This window comes from Aeromonas sp. 604176 (assembly GCF_049170755.1).
GTDB lineage: Bacteria > Pseudomonadota > Gammaproteobacteria > Enterobacterales > Aeromonadaceae > Aeromonas > Aeromonas veronii_A.
On record NZ_JAAKNE010000093.1, the window covers coordinates 1 to 18,396 of the forward strand.

The 18,396-nt window shown below is 55.1% G+C and carries 17 protein-coding genes, 1 tRNA gene and 1 pseudogene; all 19 read left to right on the plus strand.

Going from position 1 to position 18,396, the window contains the following annotated elements; translation table 11 throughout:
• Positions 1 to 255, plus strand: a pseudogene (gene tuf / locus G5358_RS15470) (elongation factor Tu); the annotation flags it as partial.
• 53 nt (positions 256 to 308) lie between these two features.
• Positions 309 to 385: transfer RNA gene (locus G5358_RS15475), tRNA-Trp, on the plus strand.
• A 60-nt stretch (positions 386 to 445) separates the two neighbouring features.
• A complete protein-coding gene (secE, locus tag G5358_RS15480; protein ID WP_005341843.1) occupies positions 446 to 817 on the plus strand; it encodes a preprotein translocase subunit SecE in 372 nt (123 codons plus the stop codon).
• Positions 818 to 850: 33 nt separating this feature from the next.
• Positions 851 to 1,378: a transcription termination/antitermination protein NusG gene (gene nusG, locus G5358_RS15485; RefSeq protein ID WP_019840195.1), complete on the plus strand. Its 528-nt coding sequence runs from the start codon at positions 851 to 853 to the stop codon at positions 1,376 to 1,378.
• 135 nt (positions 1,379 to 1,513) lie between these two features.
• The gene (gene rplK, locus G5358_RS15490) at positions 1,514 to 1,942 is read left to right on the plus strand and encodes a 50S ribosomal protein L11 (protein WP_026456244.1); all 429 of its coding nucleotides are present in this window, start codon (positions 1,514 to 1,516) and stop codon (positions 1,940 to 1,942) included.
• Between the two features lie 4 nt (positions 1,943 to 1,946).
• On the plus strand, positions 1,947 to 2,648 hold the full coding sequence (gene rplA, locus G5358_RS15495) for a 50S ribosomal protein L1 (RefSeq protein ID WP_005339888.1): 702 nt from the start codon (positions 1,947 to 1,949) through the stop codon (positions 2,646 to 2,648).
• Positions 2,649 to 2,904: 256 nt separating this feature from the next.
• Entirely contained in the window at positions 2,905 to 3,405 is a 501-nt protein-coding gene (gene rplJ, locus G5358_RS15500) for a 50S ribosomal protein L10 (RefSeq protein ID WP_005339895.1), read from the plus strand.
• A gap of 51 nt (positions 3,406 to 3,456) precedes the next feature.
• Positions 3,457 to 3,819 carry a 50S ribosomal protein L7/L12 gene (rplL, locus tag G5358_RS15505; RefSeq protein WP_005341840.1) on the plus strand — a complete coding sequence of 121 codons (363 nt, stop codon included), beginning with the start codon at positions 3,457 to 3,459 and terminating at the stop codon, positions 3,817 to 3,819.
• Between the two features lie 224 nt (positions 3,820 to 4,043).
• Complete coding sequence (gene rpoB / locus G5358_RS15510; RefSeq protein ID WP_005341838.1) at positions 4,044 to 8,072, plus strand: DNA-directed RNA polymerase subunit beta; 4,029 nt, start codon at positions 4,044 to 4,046, stop codon at positions 8,070 to 8,072.
• 91 nt (positions 8,073 to 8,163) lie between these two features.
• Positions 8,164 to 12,468, plus strand: coding sequence for a DNA-directed RNA polymerase subunit beta' (gene rpoC / locus G5358_RS15515; protein WP_421260367.1), 4,305 nt, complete (start codon positions 8,164 to 8,166; stop codon positions 12,466 to 12,468).
• A 194-nt stretch (positions 12,469 to 12,662) separates the two neighbouring features.
• On the plus strand, positions 12,663 to 13,379 hold the full coding sequence (locus tag G5358_RS15520; RefSeq protein WP_005339902.1) for a helix-turn-helix transcriptional regulator: 717 nt from the start codon (positions 12,663 to 12,665) through the stop codon (positions 13,377 to 13,379).
• A gap of 24 nt (positions 13,380 to 13,403) precedes the next feature.
• Positions 13,404 to 13,784, plus strand: coding sequence for a RidA family protein (locus G5358_RS15525; protein ID WP_227341805.1), 381 nt, complete (start codon positions 13,404 to 13,406; stop codon positions 13,782 to 13,784).
• A gap of 84 nt (positions 13,785 to 13,868) precedes the next feature.
• Positions 13,869 to 14,261: a sulfurtransferase complex subunit TusD gene (gene tusD, locus G5358_RS15530; protein WP_421324405.1), complete on the plus strand. Its 393-nt coding sequence runs from the start codon at positions 13,869 to 13,871 to the stop codon at positions 14,259 to 14,261.
• 8 nt (positions 14,262 to 14,269) lie between these two features.
• On the plus strand, positions 14,270 to 14,629 hold the full coding sequence (gene tusC / locus G5358_RS15535) for a sulfurtransferase complex subunit TusC (RefSeq protein WP_076495844.1): 360 nt from the start codon (positions 14,270 to 14,272) through the stop codon (positions 14,627 to 14,629).
• A 7-nt stretch (positions 14,630 to 14,636) separates the two neighbouring features.
• A complete protein-coding gene (gene tusB, locus G5358_RS15540) occupies positions 14,637 to 14,915 on the plus strand; it encodes a sulfurtransferase complex subunit TusB (protein WP_158110825.1) in 279 nt (92 codons plus the stop codon).
• Positions 14,916 to 15,097: 182 nt separating this feature from the next.
• Positions 15,098 to 15,472, plus strand: coding sequence for a 30S ribosomal protein S12 (gene rpsL, locus G5358_RS15545; protein ID WP_005306278.1), 375 nt, complete (start codon positions 15,098 to 15,100; stop codon positions 15,470 to 15,472).
• Between the two features lie 93 nt (positions 15,473 to 15,565).
• The gene (gene rpsG / locus G5358_RS15550) at positions 15,566 to 16,036 is read left to right on the plus strand and encodes a 30S ribosomal protein S7 (protein WP_005339911.1); all 471 of its coding nucleotides are present in this window, start codon (positions 15,566 to 15,568) and stop codon (positions 16,034 to 16,036) included.
• Positions 16,037 to 16,111: 75 nt separating this feature from the next.
• The gene (gene fusA / locus G5358_RS15555; RefSeq protein WP_021229318.1) at positions 16,112 to 18,217 is read left to right on the plus strand and encodes an elongation factor G; all 2,106 of its coding nucleotides are present in this window, start codon (positions 16,112 to 16,114) and stop codon (positions 18,215 to 18,217) included.
• Between the two features lie 54 nt (positions 18,218 to 18,271).
• Positions 18,272 to 18,396, plus strand: a 125-nt coding sequence (locus G5358_RS15560; protein ID WP_234887766.1) for a GTP-binding protein, incomplete at its 3' end; no start/stop codon positions are given.

Sequence of the window (18,396 nt, forward strand, 5' to 3'; positions counted from 1 at the left end):
GTGCTGTCCAAAGAAGAAGGTGGTCGTCATACCCCGTTCTTCAAAGGCTACCGTCCGCAGTTCTACTTCCGTACTACCGACGTGACCGGTACCATCGAACTGCCGGAAGGCGTAGAGATGGTAATGCCGGGTGACAACATCAAGATGGTTGTTACCCTGATTGCACCGATCGCAATGGACGACGGCCTGCGTTTCGCTATCCGTGAAGGTGGCCGTACCGTAGGTGCTGGTGTTGTAGCTAAAGTTATCGCTTAATCTTTGGCTTACATAAATAAAGCAAAGCCCCTATAATAGGGGCTTTCTTATGCAGGGGCGTAGTTCGAATTGGTAGAACAGCGGTCTCCAAAACCGATGGTTGCGGGTTCGAGTCCTGCCGCCCCTGCCATATACCTCGTCTCGTACGGGGCTTTTGTGTCTTTGGTTACGTCAGATACAGGTGGGTTGTATGAGTGTTAGTTCTGAGAACCAGGGCGGAAGCAAGGATACCCTGCTTTGGGGCCTGGTTTTCATTATCCTGGTGGCCGCTGTAGTAGGTAATTATCTACTGAGCGATGTTATTGCTGCCGTCCGCGCCTTGGGTGTGGTCATTGTCATCGCTGCTGCCGGTGCAGTAGCCCTGCAAACCACCAAAGGGAAGGCAACACTGGCATTCGCCCGTGAGTCTCGCCTGGAAGTCCGCAAGGTCGTATGGCCAACCCGTCAGGAAGCCATTCAGACAACCCTGATTGTGCTGGCGGTGACCGCCGTGATGGGGCTGCTGCTGTTCGTTCTGGACGGCGCCTTGGTCTGGTTGGTCAACCTGATTACCGGTGTGTAAGGATAAGCCATGACTGAACAACGTGAACAGCGTATGAGATGGTATGTCGTGCAGGCGTTTTCCGGCTATGAAGGCCGTGTCGCCAAATCCCTGCGCGAGCATATCAAGATGCATGGCATGGAAGACATGTTCGGTGAAGTACTGGTCCCGACCGAAGAAGTGGTCGAGATGCGTGCAGGCCAGAAGCGCAAGAGTGAGCGCAAGTTTTTCCCGGGCTATGTCCTGGTTCAGATGATCATGGATGAAACCACATGGCACCTGGTGCGTAACGTACCGCGCGTCATGGGCTTCATCGGCGGTACTTCCGACCGTCCGGCACCGATCTCCGACAAAGAGGCCGATGCCATCCTGAACCGTCTGCAGGATGCCCACGACAAGCCGCGTCCGAAAACCCTGTTTGAACCGGGTGAAATGGTGCGGGTTGCCGATGGTCCGTTTGCCGACTTCAATGGAACCGTTGAAGAGGTGGACTACGAGAAGAGCCGCGTGAAGGTTTCTGTACTGATCTTCGGTCGTTCTACTCCCGTTGAGCTGGATTTCGGTCAGGTCGAAAAGGGCTGATTGATTTCTGTTCACTCAACAGTTGTCAGGGGCAGCGAATATCTCTATAATTCTCTGCCCCTTTATTAGTTGGGGAGCCGTTTGCAGGAGCATGTCTCCGAGGCGCTAGAACCCATTTTTTGAGGTAATTTCCTAATGGCTAAGAAAGTCACAGCTTATATCAAGCTGCAGGTTGCTGCTGGTGCAGCCAACCCGTCTCCTCCCGTTGGTCCTGCACTGGGTCAACACGGTGTTAACATCATGGAATTCTGTAAGGCGTTCAACGCTCGTACAGAAAAGCTGGAAAAAGGTTCACCGACCCCGGTCGTGATCACCGTTTACAGCGACCGTTCCTTCACCTTCGAAACCAAGACTCCGCCTGCTTCCTTCCTGCTGAAGAAAGCTGCTGGCATCAAGTCTGGTTCTGCCAAGCCGAACAAAGACAAGGTTGGTAAGGTGACCGTAGCCCAGCTGCAAGAAATCGCCAAGACCAAAGAACCGGATATGACCGGTGCCGATCTGGATGCAAAAGTACGTTGCATCGCAGGCTCCGCTCGTTCCATGGGTCTGGTAGTGGAGGATTAAGACAATGGCTAAACTTTCCAAGCGTATGCGCGTTATTCGCGAAAAAGTTGACGGTACCAAAGAGTACTCCATCAACGAAGCCATTGCCCTGCTGAAAGAACTGGCTACCGCCAAGTTCGTTGAAAGCGTTGACGTTGCTGTCAACCTGGGTATCGACGCTCGTAAATCTGACCAGAACGTACGTGGTGCTACTGTACTGCCGCACGGTACCGGTCGTGATGTACGCGTTGCCGTATTTACCCAAGGTGCCAATGCCGAAGCAGCTAAAGCTGCCGGTGCTGACCTGGTAGGTATGGATGACCTGGCCGATCTGGTTAAGAAAGGCGAGATGAACTTCGACGTAGTTATCGCATCCCCGGATGCCATGCGCGTTGTTGGTCAACTGGGTCAAATCCTGGGCCCGCGCGGCCTGATGCCGAACCCGAAAGTTGGTACTGTAACTCCTAACGTTGCCGAAGCTGTCAAGAACGCCAAGGCTGGTCAGGTTCGTTACCGTAACGACAAGAATGGTATCATCCATACCACTCTGGGTAAGGTTTCTTTCAACGAAGTTCAGCTGAAAGAAAACTTGGAAGCTCTGCTGGTTGCCCTGAAAAAAGGCAAGCCCTCTTCCGCCAAAGGTCAATTCATCAAGAAAGTCAGCATCTCCACCACCATGGGTGCCGGTGTTGCCGTAGACCAAGCTTCTCTGGAAGCTCAGGCCTAATTGATGGGTTTTACAAGGCGCAAAATTTAATCTATAATTTTGCGCCTTGATTGGTTGGGGGTTTCGACCTCCGTCCAAGACCGCAGGAGGCTGTAAAGCCTTAATGTTTCCTGCGTAGACGGTGCCGGAAACCCAGCGAGAAAGATTCTTTCTCTTCTGGAATCCTGCTACCGCATCGTTCCCCTCTGTTGTAAAGGTAGGGGGGATGTGTCAGTACTGGGTCATTTGACCCGGATTCAATCCAGGAGTTAAGCCAATGGCATTGGGACTCGAAGACAAAAAGGCAATTGTTGCTGAAGTCAACGAAGCTGCCAAAGGCGCTCTTTCTGCAGTTGTTGCCGATTCTCGCGGTGTCACTGTAGACAAGATGACCGTCCTGCGTAAAACCGCTCGTGAAGCCGGTGTGTACATGCGCGTTGTGCGTAACACCCTGCTGCGTCGCGCGGTAGAAGGTACCGAATACGAGTGCCTGAACGACGCATTTACCGGTCCTACCTTGATTGCTTTCTCTAACGAACACCCGGGCGCTGCTGCTCGTCTGTTCAAAGAGTTTGCCAAAGCGAACCAAAAGTTCGAAATCAAGGCTGGCGCTTTTAACGGTGAGTTTATCGCCGCAGCACAAATTGATCGTCTGGCCACGCTGCCGACTTACGAAGAAGCAATTGCGAAGTTGATGGCTACCATGAAGGAAGCCTCTGCTGGCAAGCTGGTTCGTACTATCGCTGCTGTTCGCGACCAGAAACAAGCTGCTGCTTGATTCTCGCCTATTTAGGCTGTTTGAGTTTATTCAACATCAGGAATTTTTGTCATGTCTATCACTAAAGACCAAATCATCGAAGCCGTTGCTTCCATGTCCGTAATGGAAGTTGTTGAGCTGATCGAAGCTATGGAAGAGAAGTTCGGTGTTTCTGCCGCTGTTGCTGTTGCTGCCGGTCCGGCCGCTGAAGCAGTAGAAGAGAAGACCGAGTTCGACGTAGTTCTGACTGCTGCCGGTGCCAACAAAGTTGCCGTCATCAAAGCCGTTCGTGGCGCTACCGGTCTGGGCCTGAAAGAAGCTAAAGATCTGGTAGAAGCTGCTCCGGCTAACCTGAAAGAAGCCGTATCCAAAGACGAAGCTGAAGCTCTGAAGAAAGAGCTGGAAGCTGCCGGTGCTTCTGTTGAGATCAAATAATCTGCATTTATGTAGATTAGCCTGATAAAACAGGCTAGGGCTGGTGAATTTTTGTTCACCAGCCTTTTTGCGCTGTAGACTGAGAGCATTTCACACCGTTTACGACTCTCGGTGCACCAGCAATCCGGACTGTCTTCTTTCGTCCGGGCCAACACAAAACGGTGTTGAGACAGAGCTGTCCCGCGGGACAGAGTGGGTCACTTATCAGCGAGCTGAGGAACCCTATGGTTTACTCTTATACCGAAAAAAAACGCATTCGTAAGGACTTCGGTAAGCGAGACCAGGTACTGGACACGCCTTATCTGTTGTCCATTCAGCTGGACTCCTTCAAGCAGTTCATCGAGGCTGACCCGGAAGGTGAATATGGCCTAGAGGCCGCTTTCCGTAGCGTTTTCCCGATCACCAGTTACTCCGGTAGTGCTGAGCTTCAGTATGTCAGCTATCGCCTGGGTGAGCCGGTATTTGACGTAAAAGAATGCCAGATCCGTGGAGTGACCTACTCCGCGCCGCTGCGTGTCAAGCTTCGTATGGTTCTGTACGACCGTGAAGCAGCTGCCGGCACCGTCAAAGACATCAAGGAACAAGAAGTATACATGGGCGAAATTCCGCTCATGACCGAGAACGGCACCTTTGTTATCAATGGTACCGAGCGGGTTATCGTTTCCCAGCTGCACCGCAGCCCGGGCGTCTTCTTCGACCACGATAAAGGCAAAACACATTCATCCGGTAAGGTGTTGTATAACGCCCGCGTTATCCCCTACCGTGGCTCCTGGCTGGACTTCGAGTTCGATGCGAAAGACAACCTGTTTGTCCGTATCGACCGTCGTCGCAAACTGCCGGCATCCATCATTCTGCGCGCCCTGGACTTCACTTCCGAAGAGATCCTGGCCACCTTCTTCGAAACCATCGGTTTCGAGGTCAAAGATGGCAAGTTGATGATGGATCTGGTGCCGGAGCGCCTGCGTGGCGAAACAGCGACCTTCGACATCGTGGCCAATGGTGCCGTGGTGGTTGAGACCGGTCGTCGTGTGACTGCGCGTCACATCCGTCAGTTGGAAAAAGACGCCGTTACCCAGATTGAGGTACCGGTTGAGTACGTTGTTGGCAAAGTTGCTGCCAAGGACTACGCACATCCGCAAACTGGCGAACTGGTAGTGGCAGCCAACCAAGCTCTGAGTCTGGAAGCGATTGCCAACCTGTCCCAGGCCGGCTTCAAGCATTTCGAGGTTCTGTTCACCAACGAACTGGACCACGGTGCTTACATGTCCGAGACCCTGCGCGTCGATTCCAGCACCAACCGTCTGGAAGCGCTGGTAGAAATCTACCGCATGATGCGTCCGGGCGAGCCGCCGACACGTGAAGCAGCAGAGCAGCTGTTCGAAAACCTGTTCTTCTCTGCCGAACGTTACGACCTGTCTACCGTAGGTCGGATGAAGTTCAACCGCCGTCTGGGTCGTGAAGACGAGACTGGCGCTGGCGTACTGACCAAAGACGATATCGTCGATGTAATGAAGCGCCTGATCGACATCCGTAACGGTAACGACGAAGTGGACGATATCGACCACTTGGGTAACCGTCGCATCCGTTCTGTCGGTGAAATGGCTGAAAACCAGTTCCGTGTCGGTCTGGTGCGTGTCGAGCGTGCGGTCAAGGAGCGTCTCTCCTTGGGCGACCTGGACACCCTGATGCCGCAGGATCTGATCAACGCCAAGCCGATCTCCGCCGCAGTCAAAGAGTTCTTTGGTTCCAGCCAGCTGTCCCAGTTTATGGACCAGAACAACCCGCTCTCCGAAGTGACCCACAAGCGCCGTATCTCTGCGCTGGGCCCGGGCGGTTTGACTCGTGAGCGTGCCGGCTTTGAAGTCCGAGACGTACACCCGACCCACTACGGTCGTCTGTGCCCGATCGAGACTCCTGAAGGTCCGAACATCGGTCTGATCAACTCCCTGTCCGTGTACTCTCGTACCAACGAGTACGGTTTCCTCGAGACCCCGTACCGCAAGGTCATTGACGGTGTGATCACCGACGAAGTGGACTACCTGTCTGCTATTGAAGAAGGCAAGTACGTGATCGCACAGGCTAACGCCGCGACCACCGAAGATGGCCGTCTGAAAGATGAATTGATCCCGTGCCGTCACAAAGGTGAATCCACCTTTATGAACGCCGACCAGATCCAGTATATGGACGTGAGCCCGCAGCAGATCGTATCTGTGGCAGCGGCCCTGATCCCGTTCCTGGAACACGATGACGCGAACCGCGCATTGATGGGTTCAAACATGCAACGTCAGGCTGTACCGACCCTGCGCGCTGACAAGCCGCTGGTAGGTACCGGTATGGAACGCGCTGTGGCCGTTGACTCCGGTGTAACCGTAGTGGCCAAGCGTGGCGGCATGATCGACTACGTCGATGCCTCCCGTATCGTTATCAAGGTAAATGAAGATGAGCTGATGCCAGGCGAAGCCGGTATCGACATCTACAACCTGACCAAATACACCCGTTCCAACCAGAACACCTGTATCAACCAGCGTCCTTGTGTGATGTTGGGTGAGCCGGTCATGGCTGGCGACGTACTGGCTGACGGCCCGTCCACCGATCTGGGTGAACTGGCTCTGGGTCAGAACATGCGCGTCGCGTTCATGCCGTGGAACGGTTACAACTTCGAAGACTCGATCCTGGTGAACGAGCGTGTTGTTCAGGAAGATCGCCTGACCACCATCCATATCCAGGAACTGGCCTGTATCTCCCGTGACACCAAGCTGGGTCCGGAAGAGATCACTGCTGACATCCCGAACGTGGGTGAAGCCGCTCTGTCCAAGCTGGACGAGTCCGGTATCGTCTACGTGGGTGCCGAAGTGAAGGGCGGCGACATTCTGGTCGGTAAGGTAACGCCGAAAGGTGAAACCCAGCTGACTCCGGAAGAGAAGCTGCTGCGCGCCATCTTCGGTGAGAAGGCGTCCGACGTGAAGGACTCCTCCCTGCGTGTACCGAACGGTGTGTACGGTACTGTGGTTGACGTGCAAGTCTTTACCCGCGATGGCGTGGAAAAAGACAAGCGCGCCAAAGAAATCGAAGAGATGCAGCTGAAGGAAGCGAAGAAGGACTTGACCGAAGAGTTCAAGATCCTGGAAGACGGCATTTTCGGCCGCTCCCGCAACCTGCTGCTGGCCGCCGGTTACAGCGAAGATCGTCTGAACAAGCTGGAGCGTTCCAAGTGGTTTGAACTGGCCATCGAAGATGAAGCCAAGCAGACCGAACTGGAGCAGATCGCTGAACAGCACGTTGAGCTGAAAGCCGAGTTCGACAAGAAGTTCGAGAACAAGCGTCGCAAGATTATCCAGGGTGATGATCTGGCGCCGGGCGTACTGAAAATCGTCAAGGTTTATCTGGCAGTCAAGCGTCGCATCCAGCCGGGTGACAAGATGGCGGGCCGTCACGGTAACAAGGGTGTTATCTCCAAGATCTGTCCGGTCGAGGATATGCCTCATGACGAGTTCGGCCGTCCGGTCGACATCGTACTGAACCCGTTGGGCGTACCATCCCGTATGAACATCGGTCAGATCCTCGAAGTGCACCTGGGCCTTGCGGCCAAGGGGATCGGCGAGAAGATCGATCGCATGGTCAAAGAGCAGCGCGAGCTGCACGAGATGCGCAACTTCCTGCAACAGGTCTACGACCTGGGCGAGAAGGACACCCAGCAAGTGAACATCGCCGAACTGTCTGATGACGACGTACGTACCCTGGTGGGTAACCTGCGTAAGGGTCTGCCGGTTGCTACTCCAGTGTTTGATGGTGCCAAAGAGCGCGAAATCAAAGCCCTGCTGAAGCTGGCCGATCTGCCGGAATCCGGTCAGATTGATCTGTTCGATGGCCGTACCGGTAACCGCTTCGAGCGTAAAGTAACCGTTGGTTACATGTACATGCTCAAGCTGAACCACCTGGTCGACGACAAGATGCACGCGCGTTCTACCGGTTCTTACAGCCTGGTTACCCAGCAGCCGCTGGGTGGTAAGGCTCAGTTCGGTGGTCAGCGTTTCGGTGAGATGGAAGTGTGGGCCCTGGAGGCTTACGGTGCGGCATATACCCTGCAGGAAATGCTGACCGTCAAGTCTGACGATGTGAATGGCCGTACCAAGATGTATAAGAACATCGTGGATGGCGACCACCGTATGGAGCCGGGCATGCCCGAATCCTTCAACGTATTGCTGAAGGAAATCCGCTCTCTGGGTATCAACATCGAGCTGGACGAAGAGTAAGAGCTCGCTCTTATTGTTCGAGAATTGACGTGGGCGCCCCGCTGTTTTGGCAGCCGGGGCGCCGAGGTTAGACTCCTGACAGGGGAAACACGTGAAAGACTTACTCAAGTTTTTGAAGGCTCAGACCAAGACCGAAGAGTTTGACAGTATCAAGATCGGTCTGGCCTCTCCTGACATGATCCGCTCCTGGTCATTCGGTGAGGTCAAAAAGCCTGAGACCATCAACTACCGGACTTTCAAGCCGGAGCGTGATGGTCTGTTCTGCGCCCGTATCTTCGGACCGGTGAAGGACTACGAGTGTCTGTGCGGCAAGTACAAGCGCCTGAAACACCGTGGTGTGATCTGTGAGAAGTGCGGCGTTGAAGTGACCCAGACCAAGGTCCGTCGTGAGCGTATGGGCCACATCGAGCTGGCCAGCCCGACTGCCCACATCTGGTTCCTGAAGTCCCTGCCGTCCCGTATCGGTCTGCTGCTGGACATGACCCTGCGCGACATCGAGCGCGTGCTTTACTTCGAATCTTTCGTCGTAATCGAGCCGGGCATGACCAACCTCGAACGCAGCCAGATGCTCTCTGAAGAGCAGTACCTGGATGCGCTGGAAGAGTGGGGCGACGAATTTGACGCCAAGATGGGTGCCGAAGCAATCCTGGCATTGCTGCGCGCTATCGATCTGGAAGGTGAAGTCAAAACCATGCGTGAGGAGCTGGATCAAACCAACTCCGAGACCAAGCGCAAGAAGACCACCAAGCGTCTGAAGCTGATGGAAGCTTTCCTGCAGTCCGGCAACAAGCCGGAGTGGATGATCATGACAGTGCTGCCTGTGCTGCCGCCGGACCTGCGTCCGCTGGTACCGCTGGACGGCGGCCGTTTCGCGACTTCCGATCTGAACGATCTGTACCGTCGCGTGATCAACCGTAACAACCGCTTGAAGCGTCTGCTGGATCTGGCTGCTCCGGACATCATCGTGCGCAACGAAAAGCGTATGCTGCAAGAGTCCGTCGATGCGCTGCTGGATAACGGCCGTCGCGGTCGTGCCATCACCGGTTCCAACAAGCGCCCGCTGAAATCCCTGGCCGATATGATCAAGGGTAAGCAGGGTCGTTTCCGTCAGAACCTGCTCGGTAAGCGTGTCGACTACTCCGGTCGTTCCGTTATCACCGTAGGCCCGACTCTGCGTCTGCATCAGTGCGGTCTGCCGAAGAAGATGGCGCTGGAACTGTTCAAGCCGTTCATCTATGGCAAGCTGGAAACCCGCGGTCTGGCGACCACTATCAAGGCCGCCAAGAAGATGGTGGAGCGCGAGGAAGCTGTCGTTTGGGATATCCTGGACGAAGTGATCCGCGAACATCCGGTTCTGCTGAACCGTGCACCGACTCTGCACCGTCTGGGTATCCAGGCATTCGAACCGACTCTGGTCGAAGGCAAGGCAATCCAGCTGCACCCGCTCGTTTGTGCTGCGTATAACGCGGACTTCGATGGTGACCAGATGGCGGTTCACGTACCGCTGACCTTGGAAGCCCAGCTGGAAGCGCGTGCGCTGATGATGTCTACCAACAACATCCTGTCGCCAGCCTCCGGTGAGCCGATCATCGTTCCTTCTCAGGACGTGGTCTTGGGTCTGTACTACATGACCCGCGCCCGCATCAATGCGAAGGGTGAAGGTATGGTGCTGTCCGGCCCGAAAGAGGCCGAGAAAGTGTACCGTGCTGGTCTGGCCGACCTGCATGCTCGCGTCAAGTGCCGCATCACCGAGTACGTGAAGAACGAAGCCGGTGAGCTGGTTGCCAAGACCGAGATGAAGAACACCACCGTTGGTCGTGCGATCCTGAGCCTGATCCTGCCGAAAGGTATGGAATACGCCCTGATCGACGAGCCGAAGGTGCTGACTGCTGCCGAGCAGGCCGATCTGGAAGCCAATCCGCAGAACTGGATCAAATGCGTATCCAACAAGGCGCTGGGCAAAAAGCTCATCTCCCGTCTGCTGAACACCTGCTATCGCAAGCAGGGGCTGAAGGACACCGTTATCTTCGCTGACCAGCTGATGTATACCGGTTTCCACTACGCGGCGCTGTCCGGTGCTTCCGTTGGTATCGATGACATGGTCATCCCGGATGCCAAGAAAGAGATCATCGCAGCAGCCGAAGCCGAAGTTGCCGAGATCCAGGACCAGTTCCTGTCCGGTCTGGTAACTGCGGGCGAACGTTACAACAAGGTTATCGATATCTGGGCCAGCGCCAACGAGCGCGTCTCCAAGGCCATGATGGAGAACTTGTCCAAAGAGCGTAACGTCAACTCGCTGGGTGAAGAAGAAGAGCAGGCCTCGTTCAACAGCATCTTTATGATGGCTGACTCTGGTGCGCGTGGTTCCGCCGCTCAGATCCGTCAGCTGGCCGGTATGCGTGGCCTGATGGCCAAGCCGGATGGCTCCATCATCGAGACTCCGATCATCGCGAACTTCCGCGAAGGTCTGAACGTACTGCAGTACTTTATCTCTACCCACGGTGCTCGTAAGGGTCTGGCGGATACTGCACTGAAGACTGCGAACTCCGGTTACCTGACTCGTCGTCTGGTAGACGTGGCGCAAGACATGGTGATCACCGAGGACGATTGCGGCACTACCGACGGTCTGTGGATGACTCCGCTGATCGAGGGTGGCGACGTGGTCGAGCCGCTGCGTGAACGCGTGCTGGGTCGTGTGGTGGCAGAAGATGTCATCAAGCCGGGTACCGAGGACGAGATCCTGGTTGCTCGCAACACCCTGCTCGACGAGCAGCTGTGTGACCTGCTGGAACGCAACTCCGTTGACCGTGTGAAGGTTCGTTCTGCCATCACCTGTGAAACCGACTTCGGTAACTGTGCTCACTGCTATGGCCGTGATCTGGCCCGTGGTCACCTGGTTAACAAGGGTGAGGCTGTCGGTGTTATCGCCGCCCAGTCCATCGGTGAACCGGGTACCCAGCTGACGATGCGTACTTTCCACATCGGTGGTGCTGCATCTCGTGCTGCTGCTGAAAGCAGCATCCAGGTCAAGAACACTGGTACCATCAAGCTGCAGAACGCCAAGTTCGTTCACAACAGCGATGACAAACTGGTTATCACATCACGTTCTACCGAACTGACCATCATGGACGACATGGGCCGTACCAAGGAAAGCCACAAGCTGCCTTACGGTTCCGTGCTGGAAGTGAAGGACGGCCAGGCCGTGAGCGCTGGCGAGACCGTTGCCAATTGGGATCCGCACACCCACCCGATCATCACCGAAGTGGCAGGTCGCCTGCAGTTCGAACACATGATCGATGGTGTGACAATCACTCGTCAGACCGACGAGCTGACCGGTCTCTCTTCTATCGTTGTTCTGGACGTCAACGAGCGTCCGAGCGCCGGTAAAGAGATGCGTCCGACCGTTAAACTGGTCGACCTGAACGGCAAAGACGTGATGATCCCGGGTACCGATGTAGCCGCCCAGTACTTCCTGCCGGGCAAGGCGATCGTGAACCTGGAAGATGGTGCCAACGTGGGCGTGGGTGACGCGGTAGCGCGTATCCCGCAAGAGTCCGGCGGTACCAAGGACATCACCGGTGGTCTGCCGCGCGTTGCGGATCTGTTCGAAGCACGTCAACCGAAGGAACCGGCAATTCTGGCCGAGATCTCCGGTACCATCTCCTTCGGGAAAGAGACCAAGGGCAAACGCCGTCTGGTCATTACCCCGACCGATGGTGGCAACGTCTACGAAGAGATGATTCCGAAGTGGCGTAACCTGAACGTGTTCGAAGGTGAAAAAGTTGAGAAGGGTGAAGTGCTGGCAGACGGTCCTGAGTCTGCTCACGACATCCTGCGTCTGCGCGGTATCAGCCCGGTCGCCAACTACATCGCCAACGAAGTGCAGGACGTTTACCGTCTGCAAGGCGTTAAGATCAACGACAAGCACATCGAAGTCATCGTTCGTCAGATGCTGCGCAAGTGCGAGATCCTGAGCGCTGGCGATACCGACCTGATCGAAGGCGAACAGGTTGAAGTTGCTCGTGTGAAGATTGCCAACCGTAAGCTGGTTGCCGAGGGCAAGACCCCTGCGACCTACCGTCATGTTCTGATGGGTATTACCAAGGCATCTCTGAGCACCGAGTCCTTCATCTCCGCGGCTTCCTTCCAGGAAACCACTCGCGTTCTGACCGAAGCCGCCGTTGGTGGCAAGCGTGACGAACTGCGTGGCCTGAAAGAGAACGTCATCGTGGGTCGTCTGATCCCGGCTGGTACCGGCTTTGCCTACCACCATAGCCGGATCAACCAGCGTGCTGCCGCAGCTCGTGCTGTTGGTACCCCGCAGGTGACCGCTGATGAAGCAGAGCAGAACCTGGCGGATCTGCTGAACGCAGCCGGTAGCTTCGACGAAGAGTAAGTCGTCATCCGTGATTGAAAAGGGCTCCTTCAAGGAGCCCTTTTTGTTGGCCAATTCCTCGGCAAAGGTAGACGCAGCGCGGGTTTCAGGATGATCCAGAGCAAAGTTGTAGAGTAAAAAATCAAAAAAAGTTGACTTTACTCCCCTGCAATTTAAAACTCGGGAAAGTTGAATGGTTATTACAGGGGTAGAACATGACTGTCGGTATCGAGGAAGCCATGCTTCCCGAAGAACAGCTGATCAGCCGCACTTTTACAGATGAAGACAGGGAATTGTTGCGCTCATACGATGGGCTCATCGATGGCTTGGCCGAGCTGTTCGGCAAGCATTGTGAAGTGGTACTCCACTCCCTGGAAAATCTGCACGAGTCGGTGATCAAGATCGCCAACGGCTTCAATACCGGACGCACCCTCGGGGCGCCCATCACCGATCTCGCCCTGCGCATGCTCAAGGACATCGAGAGCACCGGCCAGGATTACACCCAGAGCTATTTCGCTCGCAGCCGTACTGGCGCGCTGATGAAGTCGAGCACCATCGCCATTCGCAACAGCGAGCGGCAAGTAGTGGGACTTATTTGCATCAACCTGCACATCAATGCGCCCTTCCACGAGTTCGTGGCCGAATTTTTCCCGACGCCCCAGCAGGCGGCGCGCCAGTCACCAGAGACCTTCGCCAACAGCGTGGAAGAGCTGGTTGCCCAGACGGTGGATAACACCATCGACGAGATCAATCGCGATCCCACCGTGGCCAACAATGCCAAGAACCGCTTCATCGTGACCCAGCTGTTCGAGAAGGGCATTTTCGACATCAAGGATTCGATCAATCTGGTGGCGGACAAACTCAATATTTCAAAACATACCGTTTATCTTTACATCCGACAGCGCAAGCAGGGTGAAGACGAGAACGAGTAACTCATTCCAGAAGGGGATAGATGAATGGCTAAAGAAGTGATTGCAACCGACAAGGCGCCTGCCGCGATTGGTCCGTATGTTCAGGCTACCAAGGTTGGCGAGATGATCTTCACCTCCGGGCAGATCCCGCTCGATCCTGCCACCATGGAAATCGTGGCTGGCGGCATTGAAGAGCAGGCCGAGCGGGTGATGAAGAATCTGATTGCCGTGTTGCACGCTGCGGGTGCCGATGCCAGCAAAGTGGTCAAAACCACCTGCTTCCTGAGCGACATGAACAACTTCGTTGCCTTCAATCAGGTCTATGCCCGTTACTTTGGCGATGCGGCGCCAGCTCGCTCCTGCGTAGAGGTGGCCCGTCTGCCGAAAGATGTGCTGGTCGAGGTCGAGGCGATTGCCCATCTCTGATCAACAGATCGAATCAAGCCCCTCCTGGCAGGGGCTTTTTTGTTTTTGGCGTAAAATGGACCGGGTCAGCACAGGAGTCCTGCTATGAGTCTGAGTTTTGCCATCCTGGTCACGGGGCCTGCCTATGGCACCCAGTCGGCCAGCACCGCCTATCGTTTTGCCCGCACCCTTTTGGCGCAGGGGCATACCTTGTCCCACCTGTTCTTCTATCAGGACGGGGTCTGCAACGGCAACGGTCTGCATCTGCCTGCATCCGATGAGACTGACCTGGTGCGTCTGTGGCGAGAGCTGGCAGAAGAGCAGGGGATCCGTATCGACGTCTGCGTCGCCGCCGCCATGCGACGCGGTGTGCTCGATGAACAGGAGGCCAAGGGGGCGGGGGTGGTGCACTTCAATCTGCAAGAGCCATTTTGTCTGAGCGGTCTGGGCCAGTTGGCCGAGGCTGCGCTCACCGCCGATCGGCTGGTTCAGTTCTAGGGGGAGTCATGAGCAAGAAAATCGCCTTTATCTGCAGTCGTGGCCCCCATGGCCATGCCGCCGGCCGGGAAGGACTGGATGCCCTGCTGGCCACCTCGGCCATGACCGATGAGCTGGCCCTCTTCCTGATTGGGGACGGCGTGCTGCAACTGCTCAAGGATCAGCAACCTGCCGCCATTTTGCAGCGCCACTACGCGCCCACCTTCAAGATGCTGGAACTCTATGACATCGAAGAGGTCTATGTTTGTGCTGACTCGCTGGCAGAGCGTGGCGTGACAGTGGATGATCTGCTGATCCCCGTCGAGAGTTTGCCGCGCCAGGAACTGGCTCGGCGCTGGGCACAATGTTCGACTCACATCAGCTTTTGAGGTCTCCATGTTGCATCTGATATTGAACTCCCCCTTTCAGAGTCAGGCTCTGGCAGAGGCGCTCTCATACCTTCAGCCCGAGGATGAGCTGGTACTGATGCAGGATGCCGTGATTGCGGCATCGGCTCCCCAGTGGATCGAGCGGTTGGCGGGTATCCCGCTTTATGTGATGCAGGAAGATCTGCAAGCTCGCGGTTTGCAGCATCGGGTGGGCAATCTGCTCGATATGGCGGATCTGGTGGCACTGATTGCGCAAAAAGGTTCCCCGCGCACCTGGGGTGGCTGAGAAGCATATTTTCAAGAAAATTCAAGGCGATGTCGTGAAAGCAAACGGATCCGAATTGCCCTTTTGTGACGCAAATTGTATAAATCTTGACTCCCCAGACAACAGGGCATAAAATTTCGCGTCCCCGTATCTGCGGGGAGGATTTTCCACACGTTTATGAAGTCATTATCAGGAGCCTTTTGATGGCAACTATTAACCAGTTGGTTCGCAAGCCACGCATCAAGCTCGTTGTGAAAAGCAACGTGCCGGCGCTGGAAGCGTGCCCTCAGAAGCGTGGCGTATGCACTCGTGTATATACCACCACCCCGAAGAAGCCTAACTCTGCACTGCGTAAAGTGTGCCGTGTACGTCTGACCAACGGCTTCGAAGTCACCTCCTACATCGGCGGTGAAGGTCACAACCTGCAAGAGCACTCTGTTGTTCTGATCCGTGGCGGTCGTGTAAAAGACTTGCCAGGTGTTCGTTATCACACCGTTCGTGGTGCGTTGGACTGTGCCGGTGTTAAAGACCGTAAGCAGGCTCGCTCCAAGTATGGCGTGAAGCGTCCTAAAGCTTAATGGTTCTCCGTTAAGTAAGGCCAAACGTTAATTCGTTTCTAGTTAGATAGCTTTCTAGTTTTGGGTAATCCCTGAAGTTACGGAGAATTTGAAATGCCAAGACGTCGTGTTGTTGGTCAGCGTAAAATCCTGCCAGATCCCAAGTTCGGATCAGAGCTGCTGGCTAAATTTGTCAACGTAGTAATGGTTGACGGTAAGAAATCTGTTGCAGAAGCCATTGTTTATGGCGCCCTGGACATCATTGCCACCAAATCTGGCAAAGAGCACCTGGCCGTATTCGAAGAAGCTCTGGATAACATTCGTCCGGCGGTCGAGGTTAAATCTCGTCGCGTCGGTGGTGCAACCTATCAGGTGCCGGTAGAAGTTCGTCCGGTACGTCGCAATGCCCTGGCAATGCGCTGGTTGGTTGATGCCGCTCGTAAACGTGGTGAAAAATCAATGGCTCAGCGTCTGGCTGGCGAGCTGCTGGATGCCGCTGACAATAAGGGTTCGTCTGTCAAGAAACGTGAAGACGTTCACCGTATGGCTGAAGCGAACAAAGCCTTCGCTCACTTCCGCTGGTAATCCGCTTGCGCAGGGTCTTTTGACTCTGCGCACCTTTAATTATCTAGGGACAAGCGCCTTAGTAAGAGGATGACAATGGCTCGTACAACCCCCATTGAGCGTTATCGTAACATCGGTATCTCCGCTCACATTGACGCCGGTAAGACTACTACTACCGAGCGCGTACTGTTTTACACCGGTGTAAGTCACAAGATCGGTGAAGTTCACGATGGCGCTGCCACCATGGACTGGATGGAACAGGAACAAGAGCGTGGTATCACCATCACCTCCGCCGCGACCACCGCTTTCTGGTCCGGTATGGGTAAACAGTTCCAACCGCACCGTATCAACATCATCGATACCCCGGGCCACGTTGACTTTACTATCGAAGTAGAGCGTTCAATGCGTGTTCTGGACGGTGCCGTGATGGTGTACTGTGCCGTAGGTGGCGTACAGCCACAGTCTGAAACCGTATGGCGTCAGGCTAACAAGTACAAGGTTCCCCGTATCGCGTTCGTCAACAAGATGGACCGTACCGGCGCCAACTTCCTGCGCTGCGTTGAGCACATCAAGACCCGTCTGAAAGGTACTCCGGTTCCCCTTCAGCTGAACATCGGCTCTGAAGAGAACTTCAAGGGCGTCGTTGACCTGGTCAAGATGAAAGCCATCAACTGGAATGAAGCTGATCAGGGCGTATCCTTCGATTACGAAGACGTCCCGGCCGAGTTGCTGGAACAGGCGCAAGAAATGCGCATGAATCTGGTTGAAGCCGCTGCTGAAGCGTCTGAAGACCTGATGGAAAAATACCTGGGCGGCGAAGAGCTGACCGAGGAAGAGATCAAGGGTGCTCTGCGTCAGCGCGTGCTGAACAACGAAATCATCCTGGTAACCTGTGGCTCCGCGTTCAAGAACAAGGGCGTACAGGCCATGCTGGATGCCGTGATCGAGTACCTGCCGGCTCCGACCGACGTTGCTGCTATCGACGGCCTGAAAATGGACGGCGAGACCAAAGACGAGCGTCACGCTTCCGATGACGAGCCGTTCTCTGCTCTGGCGTTCAAGATCGCTACCGACCCGTTCGTTGGTAACCTGACCTTCTTCCGTGTCTACTCTGGCGTGATCAACTCCGGTGACACCGTGCTGAACTCCGTCAAGGACAAGCGCGAGCGTTTTGGCCGTATCGTTCAGATGCATGCCAACAAGCGTGAAGAGATCAAAGAAGTACGCGCTGGTGACATCGCTGCTGCCATCGGTCTGAAAGACGTGACCACTGGTGACACCCTGTGTGACCCGAACGCACCGATCATCCTCGAGCGTATGGAATTCCCGGAGCCGGTAATTTCTATCGCGGTTGAGCCGAAAACCAAGGCTGACCAGGAGAAGATGGGTCTGGCACTGGGCCGTCTGGCTCAGGAAGATCCGTCCTTCCGCGTATGGACTGACGAAGAGTCAGGTCAAACCATCATCGCTGGTATGGGTGAGCTGCACCTGGACATCATCGTTGACCGTATGCGTCGCGAGTTCAAGGTTGAAGCCAACGTAGGTAAGCCGCAGGTTGCTTACCGTGAAACCATCCGTACCACCGTTAAAGACATCGAAGGCAAGCATGCCAAGCAGTCTGGTGGTCGCGGTCAGTACGGTCATGTTGTTATCGACATGTACCCGCTGGAAGAAGGCAAAGCCTACGAATTCGTCAACGACATCAAAGGTGGTGTCATTCCTGGTGAATTCATCCCGGGTGTTGATAAAGGTATCCGTGAGCAGCTCAAATCTGGTCCGCTGGCTGGTTACCCGGTTATGGATCTGGGTGTGCGTCTGCACTTCGGTTCTTACCACGATGTCGACTCTTCCGAACTGGCGTTCAAAATCGCTGCTTCCATGGCCTTTAAGGCTGGCTTCATGAAAGCCAACCCGGTTCTGCTCGAACCGATCATGAAAGTAGAAGTTGAAACTCCGGAAGATTACATGGGCGACGTTATCGGTGACCTGAACCGTCGTCGTGGCCTGATCGAAGGTATGGAAGATGGCCCGTCCGGCAAGATCGTACGTGCTCTGGTGCCGCTGGCCGAAATGTTCGGTTATGCAACTGCACTGCGTTCCGCTACCCAGGGTCGCGCTTCCTACGCCATGGAATTCGCCAAGTATCACGATGCACCGACCAACGTTGCACAAGCCGTGATCGAAGAGCGCAAATCCAAGTAATTTAAGATTCCCCGCCTACGACGGTAGGCGGGTTTAACCTAGAAGGACTACGTCGTGTCTAAAGAAAAATTTGAGCGTAATAAACCGCACGTAAACGTCGGCACCATCGGCCACGTTGACCACGGTAAAACCACCCTGACTGCAGCTATCACCAACGTGCTGGCCAAGCACTTCGGTGG